Consider the following 19,580-nt stretch of genomic DNA (forward strand, 5'->3'; position numbering starts at 1 on the left):
AGCACACCCCACCACCACAGCACCCCGAGCAGCACGGCCGGTATCCAGCGCGCCATCCGCCAAGCCACCGACCGCTCACCTCCGCCTGCCTCGGGCACCGCCCTCGACGCTAAGCGCACGTCATTCCCTCCGACAGGGCGCGCAAGGGGCGCGCCACGACCGCATGACGCGCCCCCGTGACGGCCACCGGGCCGCCTCAGCTGCCGTTCGCCGCCTGGAACATCCAGTGGTGCTTCTCCAGGTCGGCCGTGACGGCGATGAAGATGTCCTGGCTCACCGGGTCCGCCTCACCGGTCGCCTCGATCCGTTCCCGCATCCGGGTGATCACGGCGCCGAGCGCGTCCACCAGCGCCCCCACCGCGTCCCCGTCCTCGACCCAGCCGTCGGGAACGGCACCGACACCACTGGTGGCCGCGACCGTCTTCGCGCGGCCGTCCGGCGGGACACCCAGCGTCGAGGCGCGCTCGGCCACCGTGTCGGAGTGCAGCCGCGCCGTGTCCACGACCTCGTCGAGCTGAAGGTGCACCGACCTGAACCGGGGACCGACCACGGTCCAGTGGACCTGCTTCGCCACCAGTGAGAGGTCCACGAGGTCGACGAGGGCGCCCTGCAGCGCCTCGGACACGGTCTTCAGGTCAGCATCGGACAGCGGGCTCTTCACGACGTACATCCGTCACCTCCATTGAGAAACCACTGAGGAACCACTGAGAAACCACTGAGAAACCATCATCGGCAAACCATCACCAACGATGGCACACTTGAACTATTACGGACATCTCAGGGCCAACGCCGTGGACCAAGGTCCTGAAGCGGACAGCAGAAGGCCCCCGGCCGATCGATCGGCCGGGGGCCTTCCCCACATTCACGCTGAGCGCAGGCGCTACGCCGCTACGACGTCGACCGCCTCCGCAGGCGCCTTGATCGTCACCCGTTCCGGCGGGACGCCGGTCACGGAGACTGAACCCAGCATCGGGCGAACCGGTGCGGGCACCGGTTCCGACGGGACCGCTGCTGCCGACTCGGCCAGCTCGGCGAGGCTGAGCTCGTCGCTCACCTCGCGCATCAGCTCGGACATCCGTACGTCAAGCGCGTCGCAGATCGCGGAGAGCAGTTCGGAGGAAGCCTCCTTCTGCCCCCGCTCCACCTCGGAGAGATAGCCGAGCGAGACTCGGGCGGACGAGGAGACTTCGCGCAGAGTACGGCCCTGGCGCTGGCGCTGCCGACGCAGCACGTCACCCAGCAGGCGACGGAGCAGAATCATCGGTGGCTCCCTCCTCGGACCGCGTAGCCGCATCCTTCACGCCCCACCGTACCGCCTCGCGCCGCGGCCGTGCGGGGAGCGATGTCGTGTTCACTCAGGGCTGTAAACATCAAAACCCCCCGTTCTGTTCCGTATCCTGTGCCCGCTCATTCCCAGTACGTTCGCCGGAAAGCCCTCCGACCAGCTCTTCCGCGAGCAGCCTGAGCACGCTCCGTACACTCTCCATACGGATTTCCGTCCGCTCGCCGTTCAACCGCAGCTCGAGCACTTTGCGGCTACCAGCGAAATTCGGCGTACTCCCGGAAGCCACCGCTCCGGGTCCCTGCACGGCGACGAAGACGGTCCCCACCGGCTTGCCGTCCTGGGGCTCCGGGCCGGCGACGCCGGTCGTGGCGATCCCCCAGTCGGCGCCCAGCGCCTCCCGCACACCCGCCGCCATCTGCAGCGCGACCTCGGGATGGACGGGTCCGTGCGCGGCGAGCAGAGCGTCGTCCACACCGAGGACCTTGTGCTTGAGCTCGGTGGCGTACGCGGTGACAGATCCGCGGAAGGCCTTCGAGGCTCCGGGCACGGCCACCAGCTCCGCGGCGACCAGACCGCCGGTCAGCGACTCGGCGACGGCAAGGGTCTCCCCCCGCTCCGTCAACAGCCGCAGCGCCTCGGCAGCCTCGTGGGTCACTTCTCGGCCGCCTCCGAGGCGGCCTGCGAGACGGCCGCGGCGGCCTGCGCCTCGGCCAGTCCGGCCCGGCGCAGCACGATCGCCTGCCGCACGTAGTCGAGCCCGGTGACCACGGTGAGCACGACGGCGACGGCCATCACCCAGAACCGGAACGTGGCGAGCGGCCCGGTCAGGGCCAGTACGTACATGCCCACGGCGGTGCCCTGCGCGAGGGTCTTCATCTTGCCGCCGCGGCTGGCCGGGATGACCCCGTACCGGATCACCACGAAGCGCAGCAGCGTGATGCCCAGCTCACGCCCGAGGATCACGCCCGTGACCCACCACGGAAGGTCGCCGAGCGAGGAGAGACAGATCAGCGCCGCCCCCATGATCGCCTTGTCGGCGATGGGGTCGGCGATCTTCCCGAAGTCGGTGACCAGGTTGTACGTCCGCGCCAGATGTCCGTCGAAGACGTCCGTGATCATGGCGACGGCGAACGCCGCCCACGCCCACGCCCGCCACACCGGGTCGTACCCGCCGTCCATCAGCATCAGGACGACGAAGAGCGGCACGAGCAGCAGCCGCACCATGGTCAGGATGTTGGCGATGTTCCACAGGCCGGCCTGGGGAACGGCCGCAGTGCCCAGCTTGCCGCCGGGCGCCGGCCTACCGGTGCCGCCGGCAGCGGATGCCGGCACTCCGGTCATCTGCCCGCCTCCTCAGAACTGTCCAGCGGCTCGGCCACGAGGTCGACGCCCTCGGTCCCGACCACCTTTGCCTCGACCATACGGCCGACGGTCAGACCCGCGCCGCCCAGGAGCCGCACCTGTCCGTCCGTCTCGGGCGCCTGATGCGCGCCGCGGCCGACGACCCCGTCCCCGTCCTCGGACAGGTCCACGGACTCGACGAGCACCTCGACGGTCTCGCCGAGACGGTCCTCGGCCCGCTGCGACACCAGCTGCTCGGCGAGACGCGAGATGTGCGCGAGGCGCTGCGCGACCACGTCCTCGTCGAGCTTGTTCTCGTACGTCGCCGCCTCCGTGCCCTCCTCGTCGGAGTAGCCGAAGACGCCGATGGCGTCCAGCCGCGCGCCGTTCAGGAAGCGCTCCAGCTCGCCGAGGTCGGCCTCGGACTCACCGGGGAAGCCCACGATGAAGTTCGACCGGACACCGGCCTGCGGGGCCTTGCTCCGAATGGTGTCGAGCAGCTCCAGGAACCGGTCGGTGTCACCGAAGCGGCGCATCGCGCGCAGCACGCCCGGCGCCGAGTGCTGGAAGGAGAGGTCGAAGTACGGGACGACCTTGTCGGTGCCCGTCAGGACGTCGATGAGTCCGGGGCGCATCTCGGCGGGCTGCAGGTAGCTGACGCGCACCCGCTCGATCCCGTCGACACCGGCGAGCTCGGGCAGCAGCGACTCCAGGAGACGGATGTCTCCCAGGTCCTTGCCGTACGACGTGTTGTTCTCGGAGACCAGCATGACCTCCTTGACGCCCTGCTCGGCGAGCCACCGCGTCTCGTTGAGCACGTCCGAGGGCCGCCGCGAGATGAACGAACCGCGGAACGACGGGATGGCGCAGAACGAGCAGCGCCGGTCGCAGCCGGAGGCCAGCTTCACGGAGGCGACGGGCGCCCCGTCGAGCCGGCGGCGCAGCGGCGCGCGCGGCCCGGACGCGGGCGCGAGCCCGTCCGGCAGGTCCACCGGCGCGTGGCCGGGCAGCGCGATCCCCGATCCGGCCTCCTGGCGCTCGGCCGGGCTGATCGGCAGCAGCTTGCGGCGGTCGCGCGGGGCGTGTGCCTCCACGCTGCCGCCGGAGAGGATGGTCTGGAGGCGACCGGAGATGTCCTCGTAGTCGTCGAAGCCGAGCACGCCGTCGGCCTCGGGCAGCGCCTCGGCGAGCTCCTTGCCGTACCGCTCGGCCATGCAGCCGACGGCGACGACGGCCTGCGTGCGGCCGTGGCCCTTGAGGTCATTGGCTTCGAGGAGGGCGTCGACGGAGTCCTTCTTGGCGGCCTCGACGAAGCCACAGGTGTTCACGACGGCGACATCGGCGGACTCGGCGTCCTCGACGAGCTCCCAGCCGTCCGCCTCCAAGCGGCCTGCGAGCTCCTCCGAGTCCACCTCGTTACGGGCGCAGCCAAGGGTGACGAGTGCGACGGTACGGCGTTCGGGCATGGACTCAAGACTACTTCGTTCCACCGACAGCCCTCGCCGCGAGGGTTACCGAAGGATCGCCGAGGTCATCCGACCTCCGGGTCACCCTTCGTGTACGTGAGCCGCTCGACCTGGCCGGGCTGGAACTCGTCCTCGATCTGCTTGCCGTTCACGAACAGCTGGATGGCGCCCGCGTCACCGAGCACGAGGTCGATCTTCTGGTTGTCCTGGAAGGTCTTCGACTGGCCCTGTTCGAGCAGCCCGTCGAACATGATCCGCCCGTTGTGGTCCTTGGCGGAGATCCAGCTGCGCCCGTCCGCCGCGTTGATCTTGACGGTGACCTTGTCCCGGGGCGCGGCCGCGATGGCGCTGTCCGACGGGTCCGGCTTCGGATCGGCGGGCTTCTTCGTGGTGGGACTGGGCTTCGGGCTCGTCGTCTTGCTGGTGGCGGGCGTGGGGCCCTCGGCGGCCTGCTGCTTGTCGCCGCCGTCGTCCCCGCCGTTCACCGCGGTGTAGCCGACGAAGGCGATGACCGCGACGATCGCGGCGACCATGGCGGCGGTCCAGTTCGGCCTGCGGGGCTCGGAGCGGATGCGCTCGGCCTCGAAGAGCGGCGTGGCCGGGGTGGGCGCGGGCCGCCCGCCGTGTTCGGCCCCGTACTGCTCGAGCAGGGGTTCGGGGTCGACACCCACGGCACGCGCGAGCGTGCGGATGTGCCCGCGGGCGTACACGTCGCCACCGCAGCGGGAGAAGTCGTCCTGCTCGATGGCGTGCACGATCGGGATGCGCACCCGGGTCGACTGGCTGACCTCGTCGACGGTGAGACCCGCGTCGATCCGTGCCTGTTGCAGGACACGTCCGATCGACGGCCGGTCGTCGTCCGCGTGCGGGATGCGGTCTTCCGAAGGGCGGTCGTCTTCAGGGGAGTTGCCGATGGACACGGGGGCGCCTTTCGAGCGTGTAGCCACCTGCTGGAGGTTCAGTCTAGGGGGGGTACGAAAGGGTGGGGCAACCGGGCGGTCGGACTTTGTACGCCATCAGAATGGCCCGACATCCTGATGGTGGGACTGCGATCCGTCCCCTCCCTCAACTTGACGTACTCGAAAGGGAAACGGTTGCCCCCGCCGCCCTTACGAGTGATAACGAGATCAGAACGTCTAGGACTGAGCCTCCCCGCGGATCACCGCGAGCACTCCATCCAGCTCATCGGGTTTCACAAGAACGTCACGAGCCTTCGAACCCTCGCTCGGTCCGACGATGCTCCGGGACTCCATGAGGTCCATGAGGCGCCCGGCCTTCGCGAAGCCCACGCGCAGCTTGCGCTGGAGCATGGAGGTCGAGCCGAACTGGGTCGAGACGACCAGTTCGGCGGCCGCGCACAGCAGCTCCAGGTCGTCGCCGATGTCCTCGTCGATCTCCTTCTTCTGCTTGGTGCCGACGACGACGTCCTCGCGGAAGACGGGCGCCATCTGGTCCTTGCAGTGCTGCACGACGGCGTGGATCTCGTCCTCGGTGACGAAGGCGCCCTGCATACGGGTCGGCTTGTTCGCACCCATGGGCAGGAAGAGCCCGTCGCCCTTGCCGATGAGCTTCTCGGCGCCCGGCTGGTCGAGGATGACGCGGCTGTCGGCGAGCGAGGAGGTGGCGAAGGCGAGCCGGGACGGCACGTTCGCCTTGATCAGACCGGTCACGACGTCGACCGACGGGCGCTGCGTGGCCAGCACCAGGTGGATGCCCGCCGCACGCGCGAGCTGCGTGATGCGCACGATGGCGTCCTCGACGTCCCGCGGCGCGACCATCATCAGGTCGGCGAGCTCGTCGACGATCACCAGCAGGTACGGGTAGGGCTTCAGCTCCCGCTCACTGCCCTCGGGCGTCTTGAGCTTGCCGTCGCGGATCGCCTGGTTGAAGTCGTCGATGTGCCGGTAGCCGAAGGCCGCCAGGTCGTCGTAGCGCAGGTCCATCTCGCGCACGACCCACTGGAGGGCCTCGGCGGCCCGCTTGGGGTTGGTGATGATCGGCGTGATGAGGTGCGGAATCCCCTCGTACGCCGTCAGCTCCACCCGCTTGGGGTCGACGAGGACCATCCGGACGTCCTCGGGGGTCGCCCGCACCATGACCGAGGTGATGAGGCAGTTGATGCAGGACGACTTTCCTGAGCCGGTGGCGCCGGCGACGAGGATGTGCGGCATCTTCGCGATGTTCGCCATCACGTAGCCGCCCTCGACGTCCTTGCCGAGCGCGACCAGCATCGGGTGGTCGTCCTCGGCGGCGTCCGCCAGGCGCAGCACGTCGCCGACGTTGACCATCTCGCGGTCGGTGTTCGGGATCTCGATGCCGACCGCGGACTTGCCGGGGATGGGGCTGATGATCCGGACGTCCGGCGACGCGACGGCGTAGGCGATGTTCTTCGCGAGCGCCGTGATCTTCTCGACCTTCACGGCGGGGCCGAGCTCCACCTCGTAGCGCGTGACCGTCGGGCCGCGGGTGAAGCCGGTGACGGCGGCGTCGACCTTGAACTCGGTGAAGACGTTCGACAGCGAGTCGACGACGGCGTCGTTGGCGGCGCTGCGCGACTTGCCGGGGCCGCCCCGGGTGAGCAGGTCGAGCGAGGGCAGCGCGTACGTGATGTCCCCGGCGAGCTGCAGCTGCTCGGCGCGCGGCGGCAGATCCCGTACGTCGTCGGGCGCGGACTTGGTCAGGTCGGGCACGTTGAGCCGCGACGGGGTCGGCTCGGGCTCCGGGGCGGCCGGCTGGGCCTTGCGGGCGCGGGCCGTCGGTACCGGCGCCGTGCGCTCCGGCGCGGGCGCCTCCCCCGTGCTCTCGCCGCGCTCCGCGCCGACGCCCTGGGTGAGGTCGGCGACGAGCGGCGAGGGCGGCATGCCGTGCAGCACGGCCCCGTCGAGCGCGGCGGCAGCGGCGGCGGCCACGTCCACGGCGTCCATCGGCCGGTCCATGGCGGGCTGCACGGACGTGCGCCGGGGCCTGCGCCGCTTCGAGAGGGCGTCTTCCTCTATGCGATCGGGGTCGTACGCCTCAGGGGCCGCGGCGCGCCGCCTGGCGCGCACGGGCGTGGCCTCGCGCCACTCCTCGTCGTACTCGTCCGCGTCGGCGTCGGCGCCCTCCTCGGCCACCGCGTCGTCGTGCACGACGCCGAGCTTCACGCCGAGCAGCCGCAGCCGCTGCGGGATGGCGTTGACGGGCGTCGCGGTGACCACGAGCAGGCCGAAGACGGTGAGCAGGACCAGCAGCGGGACCGCGAGCACCTCGGTCATGGTGAAGCTGAGCGGCGTCGCGGCGGCCCAGCCGATGAGTCCGCCGGCGTCCCTTATGGCCTGCATGCCGTCGTCCCTGGCGGGTGATCCGCACGCGATGTGGACCTGGCCGAGCACGCCGACGACGAGCGCGGACAGGCCGATGACGATGCGGCCGTTGGCCTCGGGCTTCTCGGGGTGCCGGATGAGGCGCACGGCGATGAGGCCCAGCAGCAGCGGTACGAGCAGGTCGAGCCGCCCGAACGCGCCGGTCACCAGCATCTCGACGAGGTCGCCCACCGGCCCGCGGAGATTGGACCAGGTACCGGCCGCGCAGATCAGCGCGACGCCGAGCAGCAGCAGCGCCAGTCCGTCCTTGCGATGCGCCGGGTCGAGCCCCTTCGCGCCACGCCCTATGCCGCGGAACATCGCTCCCACGCTGTGCGCGACGCCGAGCCACAGGGCGCGTACGAGCTTGTACAGGCCCCCTGTGGGGTTGGGCGCCGGCTTGGGCGCCGGCTTCTTCGCGGCCGCCTTCTTGGCGGGCGCCTTCTTCGCCGCGGTCTTCTTCGCGGGAGCTTTTTTCGCAGGGGCCTTCTTCGCCGGAGCCTTGGTCGGCGCGGCCGCCTTCTTCGCGGGCGTCTTCTTGGCTGCGGGACGTGAGGCCATGGGTGTGAGGTTACCGGGGGAGGCCACCGGGGACACGTGTGCCTACCGCTTCACCCGTTCGTGTCGCGCTCTGATGTCAAGTGAACTGACGCCGTATCAAAGCCCGGTCCGCCGCTCAGTTCTGCGACGGCAGGGACGGCGCGCCGCTCCCGGCCCCGGGCTCCAGGGCGTCAAGGGCCCTGCGCAGTCCGGTGAGTTTGCGCTCGAGGTGCGCGGCCGTCGCGACCGCGGCCGCGTCCGCCGAGTCGTCGTCGAGCTGCTTCGACAGCGCCTCCGCCTGCTCCTCGACCGCCGCGAGCCGGGCCGACAGCTCGGCGAGCAGCCCCGCGGGCTCCTTGGAGTCCCCGACGGGCTTGCCGCCACCCTCCAGCTGGAGGCGCAGCAGAGCCGCCTGCTCCCGGAGTTGGCAGTTCTTCATGTACAGCTCCACGAAGACCGAGACCTTCGCGCGCAGCACCCACGGGTCGAACGGCTTGGAGATGTAGTCCACCGCGCCCGCCGCGTAGCCACGGAACGTGTGGTGCGGGCCGTGGTTGATCGCGGTGAGGAAGATGATCGGGATGTCCCGTGTCCGCTCCCGGCGCTTGATGTGCGCGGCGGTTTCGAAACCGTCCATTCCTGGCATCTGAACGTCCAGCAGAATGACCGCGAAGTCGTCCGTGAGCAGTGCTTTGAGCGCTTCCTCCCCGGACGATGCCCGCACCAGCGTCTGATCGAGCGCGGAGAGGATGGCCTCCAGCGCCAGCAGATTCTCCGGCCGGTCATCGACCAGGAGGATCTTGGCCTTCTGCACCATGGCCCGCCCTCCTCGCCCCGGCATGGGGCCGCCCCTGTCCGCAGGACTCGGGGAGGCTCCTTTCGCCGCCCCGGGGAACGACTCCCTTGCGCCGCCCGTCCTTGTGCCGGTCATGGTAGCCGCACCCCGCCTGTCGCCACACCCTGTCACCGCGATGTCACTGTGCACGTAGCAGAAACGCAGTGGGAGACCAGAAGGTTCCCCGAATACCGCACTTCTACACGGCTACGGCCACACTCAGTCAGCAACTCCGCGTGAATATTCCGGTTTCTGGTCACTCACCGCGCATCCACTGCTCCATCACAGACAGCAGGTGATCCGGATCGACCGGCTTCGTGACGTAGTCGGACGCACCGGACTCGATCGCCTTCTCCCGGTCGCCCTTCATCGCCTTCGCGGTGAGCGCGATGATCGGGAGCCCCGCGAACTGCGGCATCCTGCGGATCGCCGTCGTCGTCGCGTAGCCGTCCATCTCCGGCATCATGATGTCCATCAGGACGACCGTCACGTCGTCGTGCTGTTCCAGGACTTCGATGCCCTCCCGCCCGTTCTCGGCGTACAGGACCGACAGGCCGTGCTGCTCCAGGACGCTGGTGAGCGCGAAGACGTTGCGGATGTCGTCGTCGACGATGAGGACCTTCTCGCCGCCGAACTGGAAGCCCCGCCGGGTCTTCGGCGTGCTCTCCGCCGCGGTCTCCCAGTGCTCCTCCGCGCGCTCCTGGGCCGCCGACGGCTGCCCGGGAAGGGCCGGCCTCGGTTCGGGCGCCGCCTGCTTGCGGCGGCGCCGGAAGAGCGCGGCCGGGCCGTGCTGGGTCTCCTGGTAGGACTTCACCTCCGCCGGGGTCTCCACGTCGGCCGGCTCCGGCGCCGCGTCGAGGGCGAGCCGCTCGCCCGGCTCGATGGTCGGGGCGAGCTGCGCGTAGCCCTGGGGCGGCAGTTCGCTCGGGTGCAGCGGCAGGTACAGGGTGAACGTCGAGCCGCGGCCCGGCTCGCTCGCCGCGTGGATCTCGCCGCCCAGCAGCCGGGCGATCTCCCGGCTGATGGAGAGCCCGAGGCCGGTGCCGCCGTACTTGCGGCTCGTCGTCCCGTCGGCCTGCTTGAACGCCTCGAAGATGACGCGCATCTTGCTGGCCGCGATGCCGATGCCGGTGTCCGTCACCGAGAAGGCGATCAGATCGCCGTCCGCGTCCCGCAACGAGCCCGCTTCCAGGAGCTGTTCACGGATCGCGTTGGGCACGTCCGCGCCGGCCGGCCTGATGACGAGCTCGACGGCTCCGGAGTCGGTGAACTTCACCGCGTTGGAGAGCAGGTTGCGCAGCACCTGGAGGAGGCGCTGCTCGTCGGTGTGCAGCGTGGTGGGCAGCTCGGGCGACACCCGTACGGAGAAGTCGAGTTGCTTCTCCGCGGTCAGCGGCCGGAACGTGGCCTCCACGTAGTCGACCAGCTGCACCAGCGCGATGCGCGTCGGCGAGACGTCCATCTTGCCCGCCTCGACCTTCGACAGGTCCAGGATGTCGTTGATCAGCTGGAGCAGGTCGGAGCCCGCGCCGTGGATCGTCTCGGCGAACTCGACCTGCTTGGGGGTGAGGTTCGCGTCGGCGTTGTCGGCGAGCAGCTTGGCGAGGATCAGCAGCGAGTTGAGCGGCGTGCGCAGCTCGTGCGACATGTTGGCGAGGAACTCGCTCTTGTAGCGCATCGACACGGCGAGCTGCTCGGCGCGCTCCTCCAGGACCTGCCGCGCCTCTTCGATCTCGGTGTTCTTGACCTCGATGTCGCGGTTCTGCTGGGCGAGCAGTTCGGCCTTCTCCTCCAGCTCCGCGTTGGACGCCTGGAGGGCCTTCTGCCGGCTCTCCAACTCGCCCGAGCGCTCCCGGAGTTGCTCGGTCAGCTCCTGCGACTGCTTCAGCAGCACCTCCGTCTTGGTGTTGACGGAGATGGTGTTGACGCTCGTCGCGATCATCTCGGCGATCTGGCCCAGGAAGTCCTTCTGGATCTGGGTGAACGGTGTGAAGGACGCCAGCTCGATCACGCCGAGCACCGTGCCCTCGAAGAGCACCGGGATCACGATGACCTGCGCCGGAGGCGCCTCACCGAGCCCCGAGGCGATCTTCAGGTAGCCGCTGGGCGCGTTGTCCACGAGGATCGTGCGCCGCTCCTGCGCGGCCGTCCCGATGAGCGTCTCGCCGGGCCGGAACGAGGTCGGCATGGACCCCATCGAGTAGCCGTAGCTGCCGAGCATGCGCAGCTCGTACGCGTCCTCGCCGGCACTCGCCGCGTCGGCACCGTCGTCCAGCGGCATGGCCACGAAGAAGGCGCCGTGCTGGGCCGACACGACCGGGGTCAGTTCGCTCATGGTGAGCGAGGCGACGTCGTCGAGGTCGCGGCGGCCCTGGAGGAGACCGGAGATGCGGGCCAGGTTGCCCTTCAGCCAGTCCTGCTCCTCGTTGGCGATCGTGGTGTCCCGCAGGTTCGAGATCATCTTGTTGATGTTGTCCTGGAGGACCTGGATCTCGCCCGCGGCGTCGACGTCGATCTTGAGGTTGAGGTCGCCGCGGGTCACCGCGGTGGCGACGGCCGCGATGGCCCGCACCTGACGGGTCAGGTTCCCGGCCATCTCGTTCACGGACTCGGTCAGGTCGCGCCAGGTGCCGTCCACGTCGCGCACCCGCGCCTGGCCGCCCAGCTGGCCTTCCGTGCCCACCTCGCGGGCGACCCGGGTGACCTCCTCGGCGAACGAGGACAGCTGGTCGACCATCGTGTTGATCGTCGTCTTCAGCTCGAGGATCTCGCCGCGCGCGTCGATGTCGATCTTCTTGGTCAGATCGCCCTTGGCGATGGCCGTCGTGACCATCGCGATGTTGCGCACCTGGCCGGTGAGGTTCGAGGCCATGCCGTTCACGGACTCGGTGAGGTCCTTCCACGTACCGGACACGCCGGGTACGCGGGCCTGCCCGCCGAGGATGCCGTCCGTACCCACCTCGCGGGCCACCTTGGTGACCTGGTCGGCGAACGAACTCAGGGTCCGCACCATGGTGTTGAACGTGTCGGCGAGCTGGGCGACCTCGCCGCGCGCCTCGATCGTGACCGTACGGGTCAGGTCGCCGTTGGCCACGGCGGAGGCGACCTGCGAGATGTTGCGCACCTGGCTGGTCAGGTTGTTGGCCATCAGGTTGACGTTGTCGCTGAGTTCCTTCCAGATGCCCGTGACACCCGGAACCCGCGCCTGGCCGCCCAGTTGGCCCTCGGTGCCCACCTCACGGGCCACCCGGGTCACCTGCTCGGCGAACGAGGACAGCTGGTCGACCATCGTGTTCACCGTGGTGACGAGTTCGAGGATCTCGCCCTTGGCGTCGACGGTGATCTTCTTGGAGAGGTCGCCGCGCGCCACGGCCGTGGTGACCTCGGCGATGTTCCGCACCTGAAGGGTGAGGTTGTTCGCCATGCCGTTCACGGACTGCGTCAGGTCCTTCCACGTACCCGACACACCCTGCACCTCGGCCTGTCCGCCGAGGATGCCGTCCGTACCCACCTCGCGGGCCACCCGGGTCACCTGCTCGGCGAAGGCCGACAGCTGGTCCACCATCGTGTTGAGGGTGTTCTTCAGCTCCAGGATCTCGCCGCGCGCGTCCACGTCGATCTTCTGCGACAGGTCACCGCGCGCCACCGCGGTGGCGACCTGCGCGATGTTGCGCACCTGGGCCGTGAGGTTTCCGGCCATGCCGTTCACGGAGTCCGTCAGGTCCCGCCACACACCGGCGACGCCGGGCACCTGCGCCTGGCCGCCGAGGCGGCCCTCCGTACCCACCTCGCGGGCCACGCGGGTCACCTGGTCGGCGAAGGCGGAGAGCTGGTCGACCATCGTGTTGATGGTGTTCTTCAGCTCCAGGATCTCGCCGCGCGCGTCCACGTCGATCTTCTGCGACAGGTCACCGCGCGCCACGGCCGTGGTGACCTGAGCGATCTGCCGCACCTGTGAAGTCAGGTTTCCGGCCATGAAGTTGACGGAGTCGGTGAGCTCCTTCCACGTACCGCTCACGCCGTCCACGCGGGCCTGACCGCCGAGGCGGCCCTCCGTGCCCACGTCTCGCGCCATCCGCGTCACCTGGTCGGCGAAGCTCGACAGCTGGTCCACCATCGTGTTCACGGTGTTCTTCAGCTGGAGCATCTCGCCGGACACGTCGACGGTGACCTTCTGCGAGAGGTCGCCGTTCGCCACGGCCGTCGTCACCTGCGCGATGTTGCGCACCTGACCGGTGAGGTTGCGGAAGGCCGTGTTCACCGAGTCGGTGAGGTCCTTCCACGTACCGGCGGCCCCCACCACCAGCGCCTGCCCGCCGAGCTCACCCTCGACACCGACCTCCCGCGCCACCCGAGTCACTTCGGAACCGAAGGCCGACAGCTGGTCCACCATCGTGTTGACGGTGTTCTTCAGCTCCAGCATCTCGCCGGCGACGTCGACGGTGACCTTCTGCGAGAGGTCACCGTTCGCCACAGCCGTCGTCACCTGCGCGATGTCGCGCACCTGGGTCGTCAGGTTGCGGAAGACCGTGTTGACGGAGTCGGTGAGGTCCTTCCAGGTACCGGCCGCGCCCGGCACGTTGGCCTGCCCGCCCAGCTGGCCCTCGGCCCCGACCTCGTTGGCCACGCGCGTCACTTCGTCCGCGAAGGTGCGCAGCGTCTCGGTCATCTGGTTGATGGTCTCGGCGAGCTGCGCGACCTCGCCGCGCGCCGACACCGTGACCTTCTGGGACAGATCACCGTTCGCCACGGCCGTGGTGACCTGGGCGATCCCGCGCACCTGGGCCGTGAGGTTGCCGGCCATGAGATTCACCGAATCGGTGAGGTCCTTCCACACGCCGGCCACACCGGGCACCTGCGCCTGCCCGCCGAGCTCACCTTCCGTGCCGACCTCCCGGGCCACGCGCGTGACCTCGGAGGAGAAGGACGACAGCTGGTCCACCATCGTGTTCACGGTGTTCTTCAGCTCGAGCATCTCGCCCGCGACGTGAACCGTGACCTTGCGGGACAAGTCGCCCTTGGCCACCGCCGTGGTGACGAGAGCAATGTCACGCACCTGGGCGGTCAGCCGGTACGCCATCGTATTGACCGATTCCGTGAGGTCCTTCCACGAACCGGACATCCCGCGCACCCGCGCCTGCCCACCGAGCTTGCCCTCGGTGCCCACCTCACTGGCCACCCGCGTGACCTCGTCCGTGAAGGTGGAGAGCTGGTCGACCAGATTGTTGACCGTCCGCCCGACCTTGAGGAACTCGCCGCGCAGCGGATGCCCGGCCCCCTCCGGCACCTGCGCCCGCAGCTCCATCCGGGGCGACAGATCGCCCTCGGCGACCGCCGTGAGCACCCGGCTGACCTCGGACACGGGCCGCACGAGGTCGTCGACCAGGGCGTTCGACGCGTTGATGGCGGCCGCCCAGGAGCCCTCGCAGGCACCCGATTCCAGCCGCTCGGTCAGCTTCCCCTCGCGGCCGACCATGCGCCGCACCCGCGACAGCTCACCCGTCAGATGCAGGTTCCGGTCCGCCACCTCGTTGAAGACGGCAGCGATCTCGGCCATGACGCCGTCGCCGTTGACCGTCAGGCGCTTGCGGAAGTTGCCGTCCCGCATCGCCACCAGACCGGCGAGAAGGCGGTTCAGCGCCGCGGTGTCGACGGTCGTCGTGCCACTGCCGTTGCGCGATTTGCGCTGTTTCGCCAGGGACTGTCCGCCTTCTGCGCGCGCCTTCTTGCCCCGCGTCGCTGCGCCAGACTCCACTGTGTCCCTCCCGCAGGGGTCGACCTGTACTGCTCGGGTTGATCCGGTTGATCGAGTGCTCGGATTCGCTTCTACCGCCGCACCGGCTTTTCGATGCGTCCTCATCGGAAGCTTGCCCAGTGTTTCACCATGGCTGAACCAGGCCATAACAGTTCGGCAGCTTCGCACACCGTCCGCACACCCTCCGGGCGGAAACACTGGCGACCGGCATCCGCATGGACGGCGAAGGTAAGTAACCTTGCATGCGGCTGTCCACCCACCCCGGTCCGCCCGGCCTGGGCGGTGGCGGAAAACGAGCGGGCATCGGAGGGGCGGCCGAGACATGGGTACGGGAGACCTGGGCCTCGACACTCGTACAGCGAGTACAACTCGTACAGGGAGTTCTGTGATCACCGCGCGCGCGGCTGCCACCTTCGAACCGGTCGGGCGATCCGTCGCGACCGCCCGCTCCTTCGTGCGCGACACCCTCCAAGGGTGGGGCCACTCCGACATCATCGACGATGCGGTGGTCCTGACCAGCGAACTCGTGACAAATGCCGTGGTCCACGCGGGCACATCTGCGGAAGTTCTGTGTCTGCGCAGTGACGACCACGTCCGCATCGAGGTCTCCGACCGCTATCCGGAGCGGGAGATCCCGCTCCAGTCGGCGGCCATCAACATGGGCAGCCCCGACCGGGAGGGCGGCCGCGGCCTCCAGCTCTGCGCGGCGCTCGCGGGCCGCTGGGGCGTCGACTATTCGGCCACGCACAAGCAGGTCTGGTTCCAACTCGACCTGCCCGAGCGCTCGGTGGGCACCCGCACGGCGGGCCCCGTGCTCCCCACGGACCTCCTCCCCCTCGCCGACGAGCACGTCCGCGTCGCCGTCGTCCAGATCGACAAGACCGGCGCGATCACCTCCTGGAACGAGGACGCGGAGCACCTCTTCGGCTACGCGGCCGAGCAGGTCTCCGGCAAGCCCCTCACCGACTTCGCCGCCTGGCCGCACACCCCCGGCATCAGCACGGGCATCGCCGACGCGCTCCAACTCTCGCGCTGGGAAGGCAGCTACGGCATCCGCGGCGCCAGCGGCCGGGTGACCCCCGTGTACGCCTCGCACCTGCGGGTCCGCGACACCGACGGCTCACCGTCCACGGTCCTCCTGCTCGTCCGCGACCACGAGCGCGCCGTCCTCCAGACGCCGCTGCGCGGGCCCGCCTCCGACACCGGCGCCCACGCGGAAAGCCAGGGATCGGACCCCTTCGAGGTCTTCATCGGCTCCCCGGCGCCCGACGATCTCGACGGCCTCCTGCAGCGCACGGTGGAGCGCGCCCGCGACATGCTCGACGGCGACTCCGCGTTCCTGCTCCTGGCCACGGACGACGAGACGGAACTGGAGGTCCGCGCGTCGACCGGCCTCCCCTCCGCCCGCCAGCGCTTCGCCCGCGTCCCCGTCGAGGTCGGCCCCGGCCGCTACGGCTCGGCCCGGATGCCCGCCGTGCACGAGGACCTCACCCAGGTCCCGGGCGCCGTCCCCCTGTTGAGCGGCACCGGCATGCGCTCGGTGGTCACGGTCCCCCTCAAGGTGGAAGGCCGCCTCACGGGCTCGCTCGGCGTCGCGGCGGAGTCCCCCGACCGCTACTCGAACGAGGAGGCCCTGCGCCTCCAGTTCGCGGCGGACCGGATCGCCCTCGCCGTGGAGTCGGCCCGCCTCGGCGAGCTGGAGAAGCTCCGCCGCGGCTCGCTCAGCTTCCTCGTCGAGGCCTCCGACCTCCTGGCCGGCACGCTCGACCGGGACCAGACCCTCGCGCTCATGGCCCAGATGACGGTCCCGACGCTGGCCACGTGGTGCGCGGTCTACACGATCGCCGACCAGGCCTCGGAGCCGTACCTCTCCTACGTCCTGCACGAGGACGAGGAGCGCATCGACGGCCTCAAGGCTCTCCTCTCCAAGATCGCGCCCCCGGACCCGGTCCCGACCCCGGGCGCCCGCGTGTGGCCGGCGCCCGCGGAGGCGGCCCATCAGGCGGCTCTCCGTACGTCCATGCGCAGCCTGGGCCTCGGCGAACCGGCCAGCGTCAGCTCCGGCATCGGCACCACTTTGCAGACGGCATCCGCAGTAGGCGGCGAGACGGTCGTCCTCCCCCTGGTCGCTCGCAACCGCGTCATCGGCATGCTGACGCTCGGCAAGCCCACGGACGAGCACTTCCGCCAGGAGATCCTGGAGCTGGCCGAGGACCTGAGCCGCCGGGCGGCCCTCGCCCTCGACAACGCCCGCCTGTACTCGGAGCGCATGGCGATCAGCCAGTCCCTCCAGCGCAGCCTGCTGCCGCCCGAGCTCCCGAACGTGCCCGGCGTCGAGGTCGAGGTCATCTACCGCGCGGCGGGCGAGGGCAACGAAGTGGGCGGTGACTTCTACGACTTGTTCCCCATCCGCGACGGCGCGTACGGCTTCGCGATCGGCGACGTCTGCGGCACGGGCCCGGAGGCCGCGGCCGTCACGGGCCTCGCCCGCCACGCCCTGCGCCTGCTGGCCCGCGAGGGCTTCGGCGGCCCGGCGGTCCTGGAGCGGCTGAACGCGGCGATCCTCGACGAGGGCGCCCGCAGCCGCTTCCTGACGCTGCTCTACGGCGAGTTGTGGCCGCAGGAGGACGGCTCGGCGGTCCTCAAGATGGTCTGCGCCGGCCACCCGCTCCCCCTCCGCCTCCGGCAGAACGGCACGGTGGAGCCGTACGCGGAACCGCAGCCGCTGCTCGGCGTGATGGACGACCTGGAGCTGTACGAGCAGACGATGACGCTCGACCCGGGTGACGTCCTGCTCTGCGTGACGGACGGCATCACGGAGCGCCGCGAGGGCAGCCGCATGCTCGGCGACGACGGCCTCGCCGAGGTCCTCTCGACCTGTACGGGCCTGACGGCCGGCGCGGTGGCCGCCCGCATCATGCGCGCGGTGGAGCGCTTCGCCGCGGACGCCCCGTCGGACGACATGGCGATCCTGACGATGCGCGTTCCCGGCCTGCACCACGACTGACGGGCCGGGAGGGGGCGGGGGAGAAACGAGAAAGGCCCCCGCCCTGATTCAGGGCGGGGGCCTCAATTCCTGAGCCCCCAAGCGGAATCGAACCGCTGACCTTCTCCTTACCATGGAGACGCTCTACCGACTGAGCTATAGGGGCCTGTCGCTCTCGGGGTTTCCCCCGCAGCAACGAAATAGATCATACCTGAAGTTGGGGCTCCCCCGAACCGCCCATTCCTCTGGACCGGCCCTGGACCGCCTGCCACTCTCCCCGCATGCGGACACGTCGAGGCACTACCTTGCTGACCGCGCTGCTGCTACCCGTGGCGGCCTGCGGAACCGGCGGCTCCCCGGACGACGACAAGCCGTCGCCCTCCACGAGCCCCGAGCGTCCGGCTCCGGGCGACCACCCGATGAAGCTCACCTGGAAGGGCAAGCAGCGCACGTACACGGTCCACGCCCCGCCGTCCTTCTCCCCCGACGACCGCCTGCCGCTCGTCATCGCCATGCACCCGTACCCCGGCAACGCCGACTACATGGCATCGATCAGCGGCCTGTCCGAGAAGGCGGACAAGGAAGGCTTCCTGGTCGCCTACCCCGACGGCCTGGACGGCGGGATGAACGCCCTCACCTGCTGCGGCTCCGAGGACGACGTGGGCTTCGTCCGTACGATGACGCGGCGCATGCTGACCGTCTGGAAGGCCGACCCGGACCGCGTCTACGCGACCGGCATCTCGAACGGCGCGGACATGGCCTACAAGTTGGCCGTCGAACTCCCCGGCACTTTCGCGGCCATCGCCCCGGTCAGCGGCGGCTTCAACGGCACGGACACCCAGGACACCGCGTACCGCCCGAAGTCCCCGGTCTCCGTCCTCACCTTCATCGGCAAGGCCGATCCCCATGACGCGGACTTCGACACGGGCCTGAACGACTGGCGTTCCCGCCTCTCCTGCAAGCCGGTGCGCACGAAGAAGCTCCCCAAGGCCGTCACACGCCAGGACGCCCGCTGCGCCGACGGCTCCACCACCACGGCGTACCACCTCCCGACGATGGCGCACGCCTGGCCGGGCGGGGAGCCCGGAACGATGAACGACCCCCACGCCGGCGTCGACGCGACGGACCTGATCTGGGCCTACTTCAAAGCCCATCCACGGAAGGGGACGTGATCAGAAGGCGGGCTGCAGCAGACCACCGAGGGCATTGCAGGTCGTCACGAGCCGCTGCAGCTGTCGCCGCGACATGTGCGCGTCCATGGGCAGCGCCAGCGTCTCGTCGGCGGCGCGCTCCGTCTCCGGCAGCACCACGTCGCGCCGGAACGCCGGCATCCGGTGGACCGGGGTCTTCACCGGCACGCTGCAGTCGACTCCCTTGCCGCGCAGCACCCGGGCGAAGGCGTCCCGGTCCGGCCGCCCGTTCCCGGGGACCCGCACCACGTACTGCTGGTACGAGTGTCCGGCGCCGCCCGCGGGCGTCCGTACGCCGTTGAGCCGCCCGCTCAAGTACGCGGCGTGCGCCTGCCGTTGGGCCACTTCACGGAACGGCTTCTCGGTCTCGCCCTGTTCGAGCACGAGCAGCCCGTGCTTCTGCCCGACCTCTTGCAGCCGGGCGACGTCGGCCTTGTGCCCGAAGCGATGGACGGCGACGACGGCCGCGGTCCGCTCGGTCACACAGTCCACGACATGTGAGGGATCGATGCAGTACGTGTCCGGGTCGATGTCCGCGAAGACGGGAGCGGCCCCGGCCCGCACGACGGCCTCGGCGACCTCGGCGTTGCCGTAGGCCGGCACGATCACTTCATCACCGGCGCCGACACCTGCGGCCTGCAGCATTGCAACTGTGCCCATGCCCCGGATAGTGGCCGCAGAACGTGAACGAGAAGTGACGGACAACAAAAAAGCCGCTGGCCTCGAGCGAAATGCTCGAGGCCAGCGGCTTTATCTAAAAGGAGTTCGGCGGCGTCCTACTCTCCCACAGGGTCCCCCCTGCAGTACCATCGGCGCTGTGAGGCTTAGCTTCCGGGTTCGA

The 19,580-nt window shown here is 69.7% G+C and carries 12 protein-coding genes, 1 tRNA gene and 1 rRNA gene; 2 read left to right on the forward strand and 12 right to left on the reverse strand.

Going from position 1 to position 19,580, the window contains the following annotated elements; all coding sequences use genetic code 11:
- Window positions 1-196: 196 nt before the first annotated feature.
- The 9 genes from M4J07_RS37800 to M4J07_RS37840 form a co-directional block, all read right to left on the reverse strand.
- Window positions 197-670: a Dps family protein gene (locus M4J07_RS37800; protein WP_255979846.1), complete on the reverse strand. Its 474-nt coding sequence runs from the start codon at window positions 668-670 to the stop codon at window positions 197-199.
- A 210-nt stretch (window positions 671-880) separates the two neighbouring features.
- Window positions 881-1,261 carry a helix-turn-helix domain-containing protein gene (locus M4J07_RS37805; RefSeq protein ID WP_255979848.1) on the reverse strand — a complete coding sequence of 127 codons (381 nt, stop codon included), beginning with the start codon at window positions 1,259-1,261 and terminating at the stop codon, window positions 881-883.
- Window positions 1,262-1,370: 109 nt separating this feature from the next.
- Window positions 1,371-1,940, reverse strand: a complete 570-nt coding sequence (locus M4J07_RS37810; protein ID WP_255979850.1) for a CinA family protein — start codon at window positions 1,938-1,940, stop codon at window positions 1,371-1,373.
- The gene (gene pgsA, locus M4J07_RS37815) at window positions 1,937-2,626 is read right to left on the reverse strand and encodes a CDP-diacylglycerol--glycerol-3-phosphate 3-phosphatidyltransferase (protein ID WP_255979851.1); all 690 of its coding nucleotides are present in this window, start codon (window positions 2,624-2,626) and stop codon (window positions 1,937-1,939) included. Before pgsA ends, M4J07_RS37810 begins: the two co-directional genes overlap by 4 nt.
- Window positions 2,623-4,092 (reverse strand): 30S ribosomal protein S12 methylthiotransferase RimO, encoded by a 1,470-nt coding sequence (rimO, locus tag M4J07_RS37820; protein WP_255979853.1) that lies wholly within the window; start codon window positions 4,090-4,092, stop codon window positions 2,623-2,625. The genes pgsA and rimO overlap by 4 nt, the downstream gene beginning before the upstream one ends.
- Window positions 4,093-4,157: 65 nt before the next feature.
- Complete coding sequence (locus M4J07_RS37825) at window positions 4,158-5,012, reverse strand: helix-turn-helix domain-containing protein (RefSeq protein ID WP_255979855.1); 855 nt, start codon at window positions 5,010-5,012, stop codon at window positions 4,158-4,160.
- Window positions 5,013-5,228: 216 nt separating this feature from the next.
- On the reverse strand, window positions 5,229-8,030 hold the full coding sequence (locus M4J07_RS37830) for a DNA translocase FtsK (RefSeq protein WP_255979857.1): 2,802 nt from the start codon (window positions 8,028-8,030) through the stop codon (window positions 5,229-5,231).
- 79 nt (window positions 8,031-8,109) lie between these two features.
- Complete coding sequence (locus tag M4J07_RS37835) at window positions 8,110-8,790, reverse strand: response regulator (protein ID WP_255979859.1); 681 nt, start codon at window positions 8,788-8,790, stop codon at window positions 8,110-8,112.
- A 274-nt stretch (window positions 8,791-9,064) separates the two neighbouring features.
- Window positions 9,065-14,563, reverse strand: coding sequence for a HAMP domain-containing protein (locus tag M4J07_RS37840; RefSeq protein WP_255979861.1), 5,499 nt, complete (start codon window positions 14,561-14,563; stop codon window positions 9,065-9,067).
- A 385-nt stretch (window positions 14,564-14,948) separates the two neighbouring features.
- Between M4J07_RS37840 and M4J07_RS37845 the strand changes: the two genes are divergently transcribed.
- Window positions 14,949-17,570, forward strand: a complete 2,622-nt coding sequence (locus tag M4J07_RS37845) for a SpoIIE family protein phosphatase (protein WP_255979863.1) — start codon at window positions 14,949-14,951, stop codon at window positions 17,568-17,570.
- Window positions 17,571-17,642: 72 nt separating this feature from the next.
- Here the strand turns inward: M4J07_RS37845 and M4J07_RS37850 are convergent.
- Window positions 17,643-17,715 (reverse strand) — tRNA-Thr (locus M4J07_RS37850).
- A 115-nt stretch (window positions 17,716-17,830) separates the two neighbouring features.
- Between M4J07_RS37850 and M4J07_RS37855 the strand changes: the two genes are divergently transcribed.
- Window positions 17,831-18,721, forward strand: a complete 891-nt coding sequence (locus M4J07_RS37855) for an alpha/beta hydrolase family esterase (protein WP_255979865.1) — start codon at window positions 17,831-17,833, stop codon at window positions 18,719-18,721.
- Here the strand turns inward: M4J07_RS37855 and M4J07_RS37860 are convergent, their stop codons facing one another.
- On the reverse strand, window positions 18,722-19,384 hold the full coding sequence (locus M4J07_RS37860; RefSeq protein ID WP_255979867.1) for a DegT/DnrJ/EryC1/StrS family aminotransferase: 663 nt from the start codon (window positions 19,382-19,384) through the stop codon (window positions 18,722-18,724).
- Window positions 19,385-19,502: 118 nt separating this feature from the next.
- A 5S ribosomal RNA gene (rrf, locus tag M4J07_RS37865) occupies window positions 19,503-19,580 on the reverse strand; the annotation flags it as partial.

The sequence above is a fragment of the Streptomyces longispororuber genome (assembly GCF_024448165.1).
In the GTDB taxonomy this organism is placed as follows: Bacteria; Actinomycetota; Actinomycetes; order Streptomycetales; family Streptomycetaceae; genus Streptomyces; species Streptomyces longispororuber_A.

Bases quoted from the DNA above. Each gene is read 5' to 3' on its own strand.
- M4J07_RS37800 (WP_255979846.1), bottom strand. From the start codon at position 670: ATGTACGTCGTGAAGAGCCCGCTGTCCGATGCTGACCTGAAGACCGTG.
- M4J07_RS37805 (WP_255979848.1), bottom strand. From the start codon at position 1,261: ATGATTCTGCTCCGTCGCCTGCTGGGTGACGTGCTGCGTCGGCAGCGC.
- pgsA (WP_255979851.1), bottom strand. From the start codon at position 2,626: ATGACCGGAGTGCCGGCATCCGCTGCCGGCGGCACCGGTAGGCCGGCG.
- rimO (WP_255979853.1), bottom strand. From the start codon at position 4,092: ATGCCCGAACGCCGTACCGTCGCACTCGTCACCCTTGGCTGCGCCCGT.
- M4J07_RS37835 (WP_255979859.1), bottom strand. From the start codon at position 8,790: ATGGTGCAGAAGGCCAAGATCCTCCTGGTCGATGACCGGCCGGAGAAT.
- M4J07_RS37855 (WP_255979865.1), top strand. From the start codon at position 17,831: ATGCGGACACGTCGAGGCACTACCTTGCTGACCGCGCTGCTGCTACCC.
- M4J07_RS37860 (WP_255979867.1), bottom strand. From the start codon at position 19,384: ATGCTGCAGGCCGCAGGTGTCGGCGCCGGTGATGAAGTGATCGTGCCG.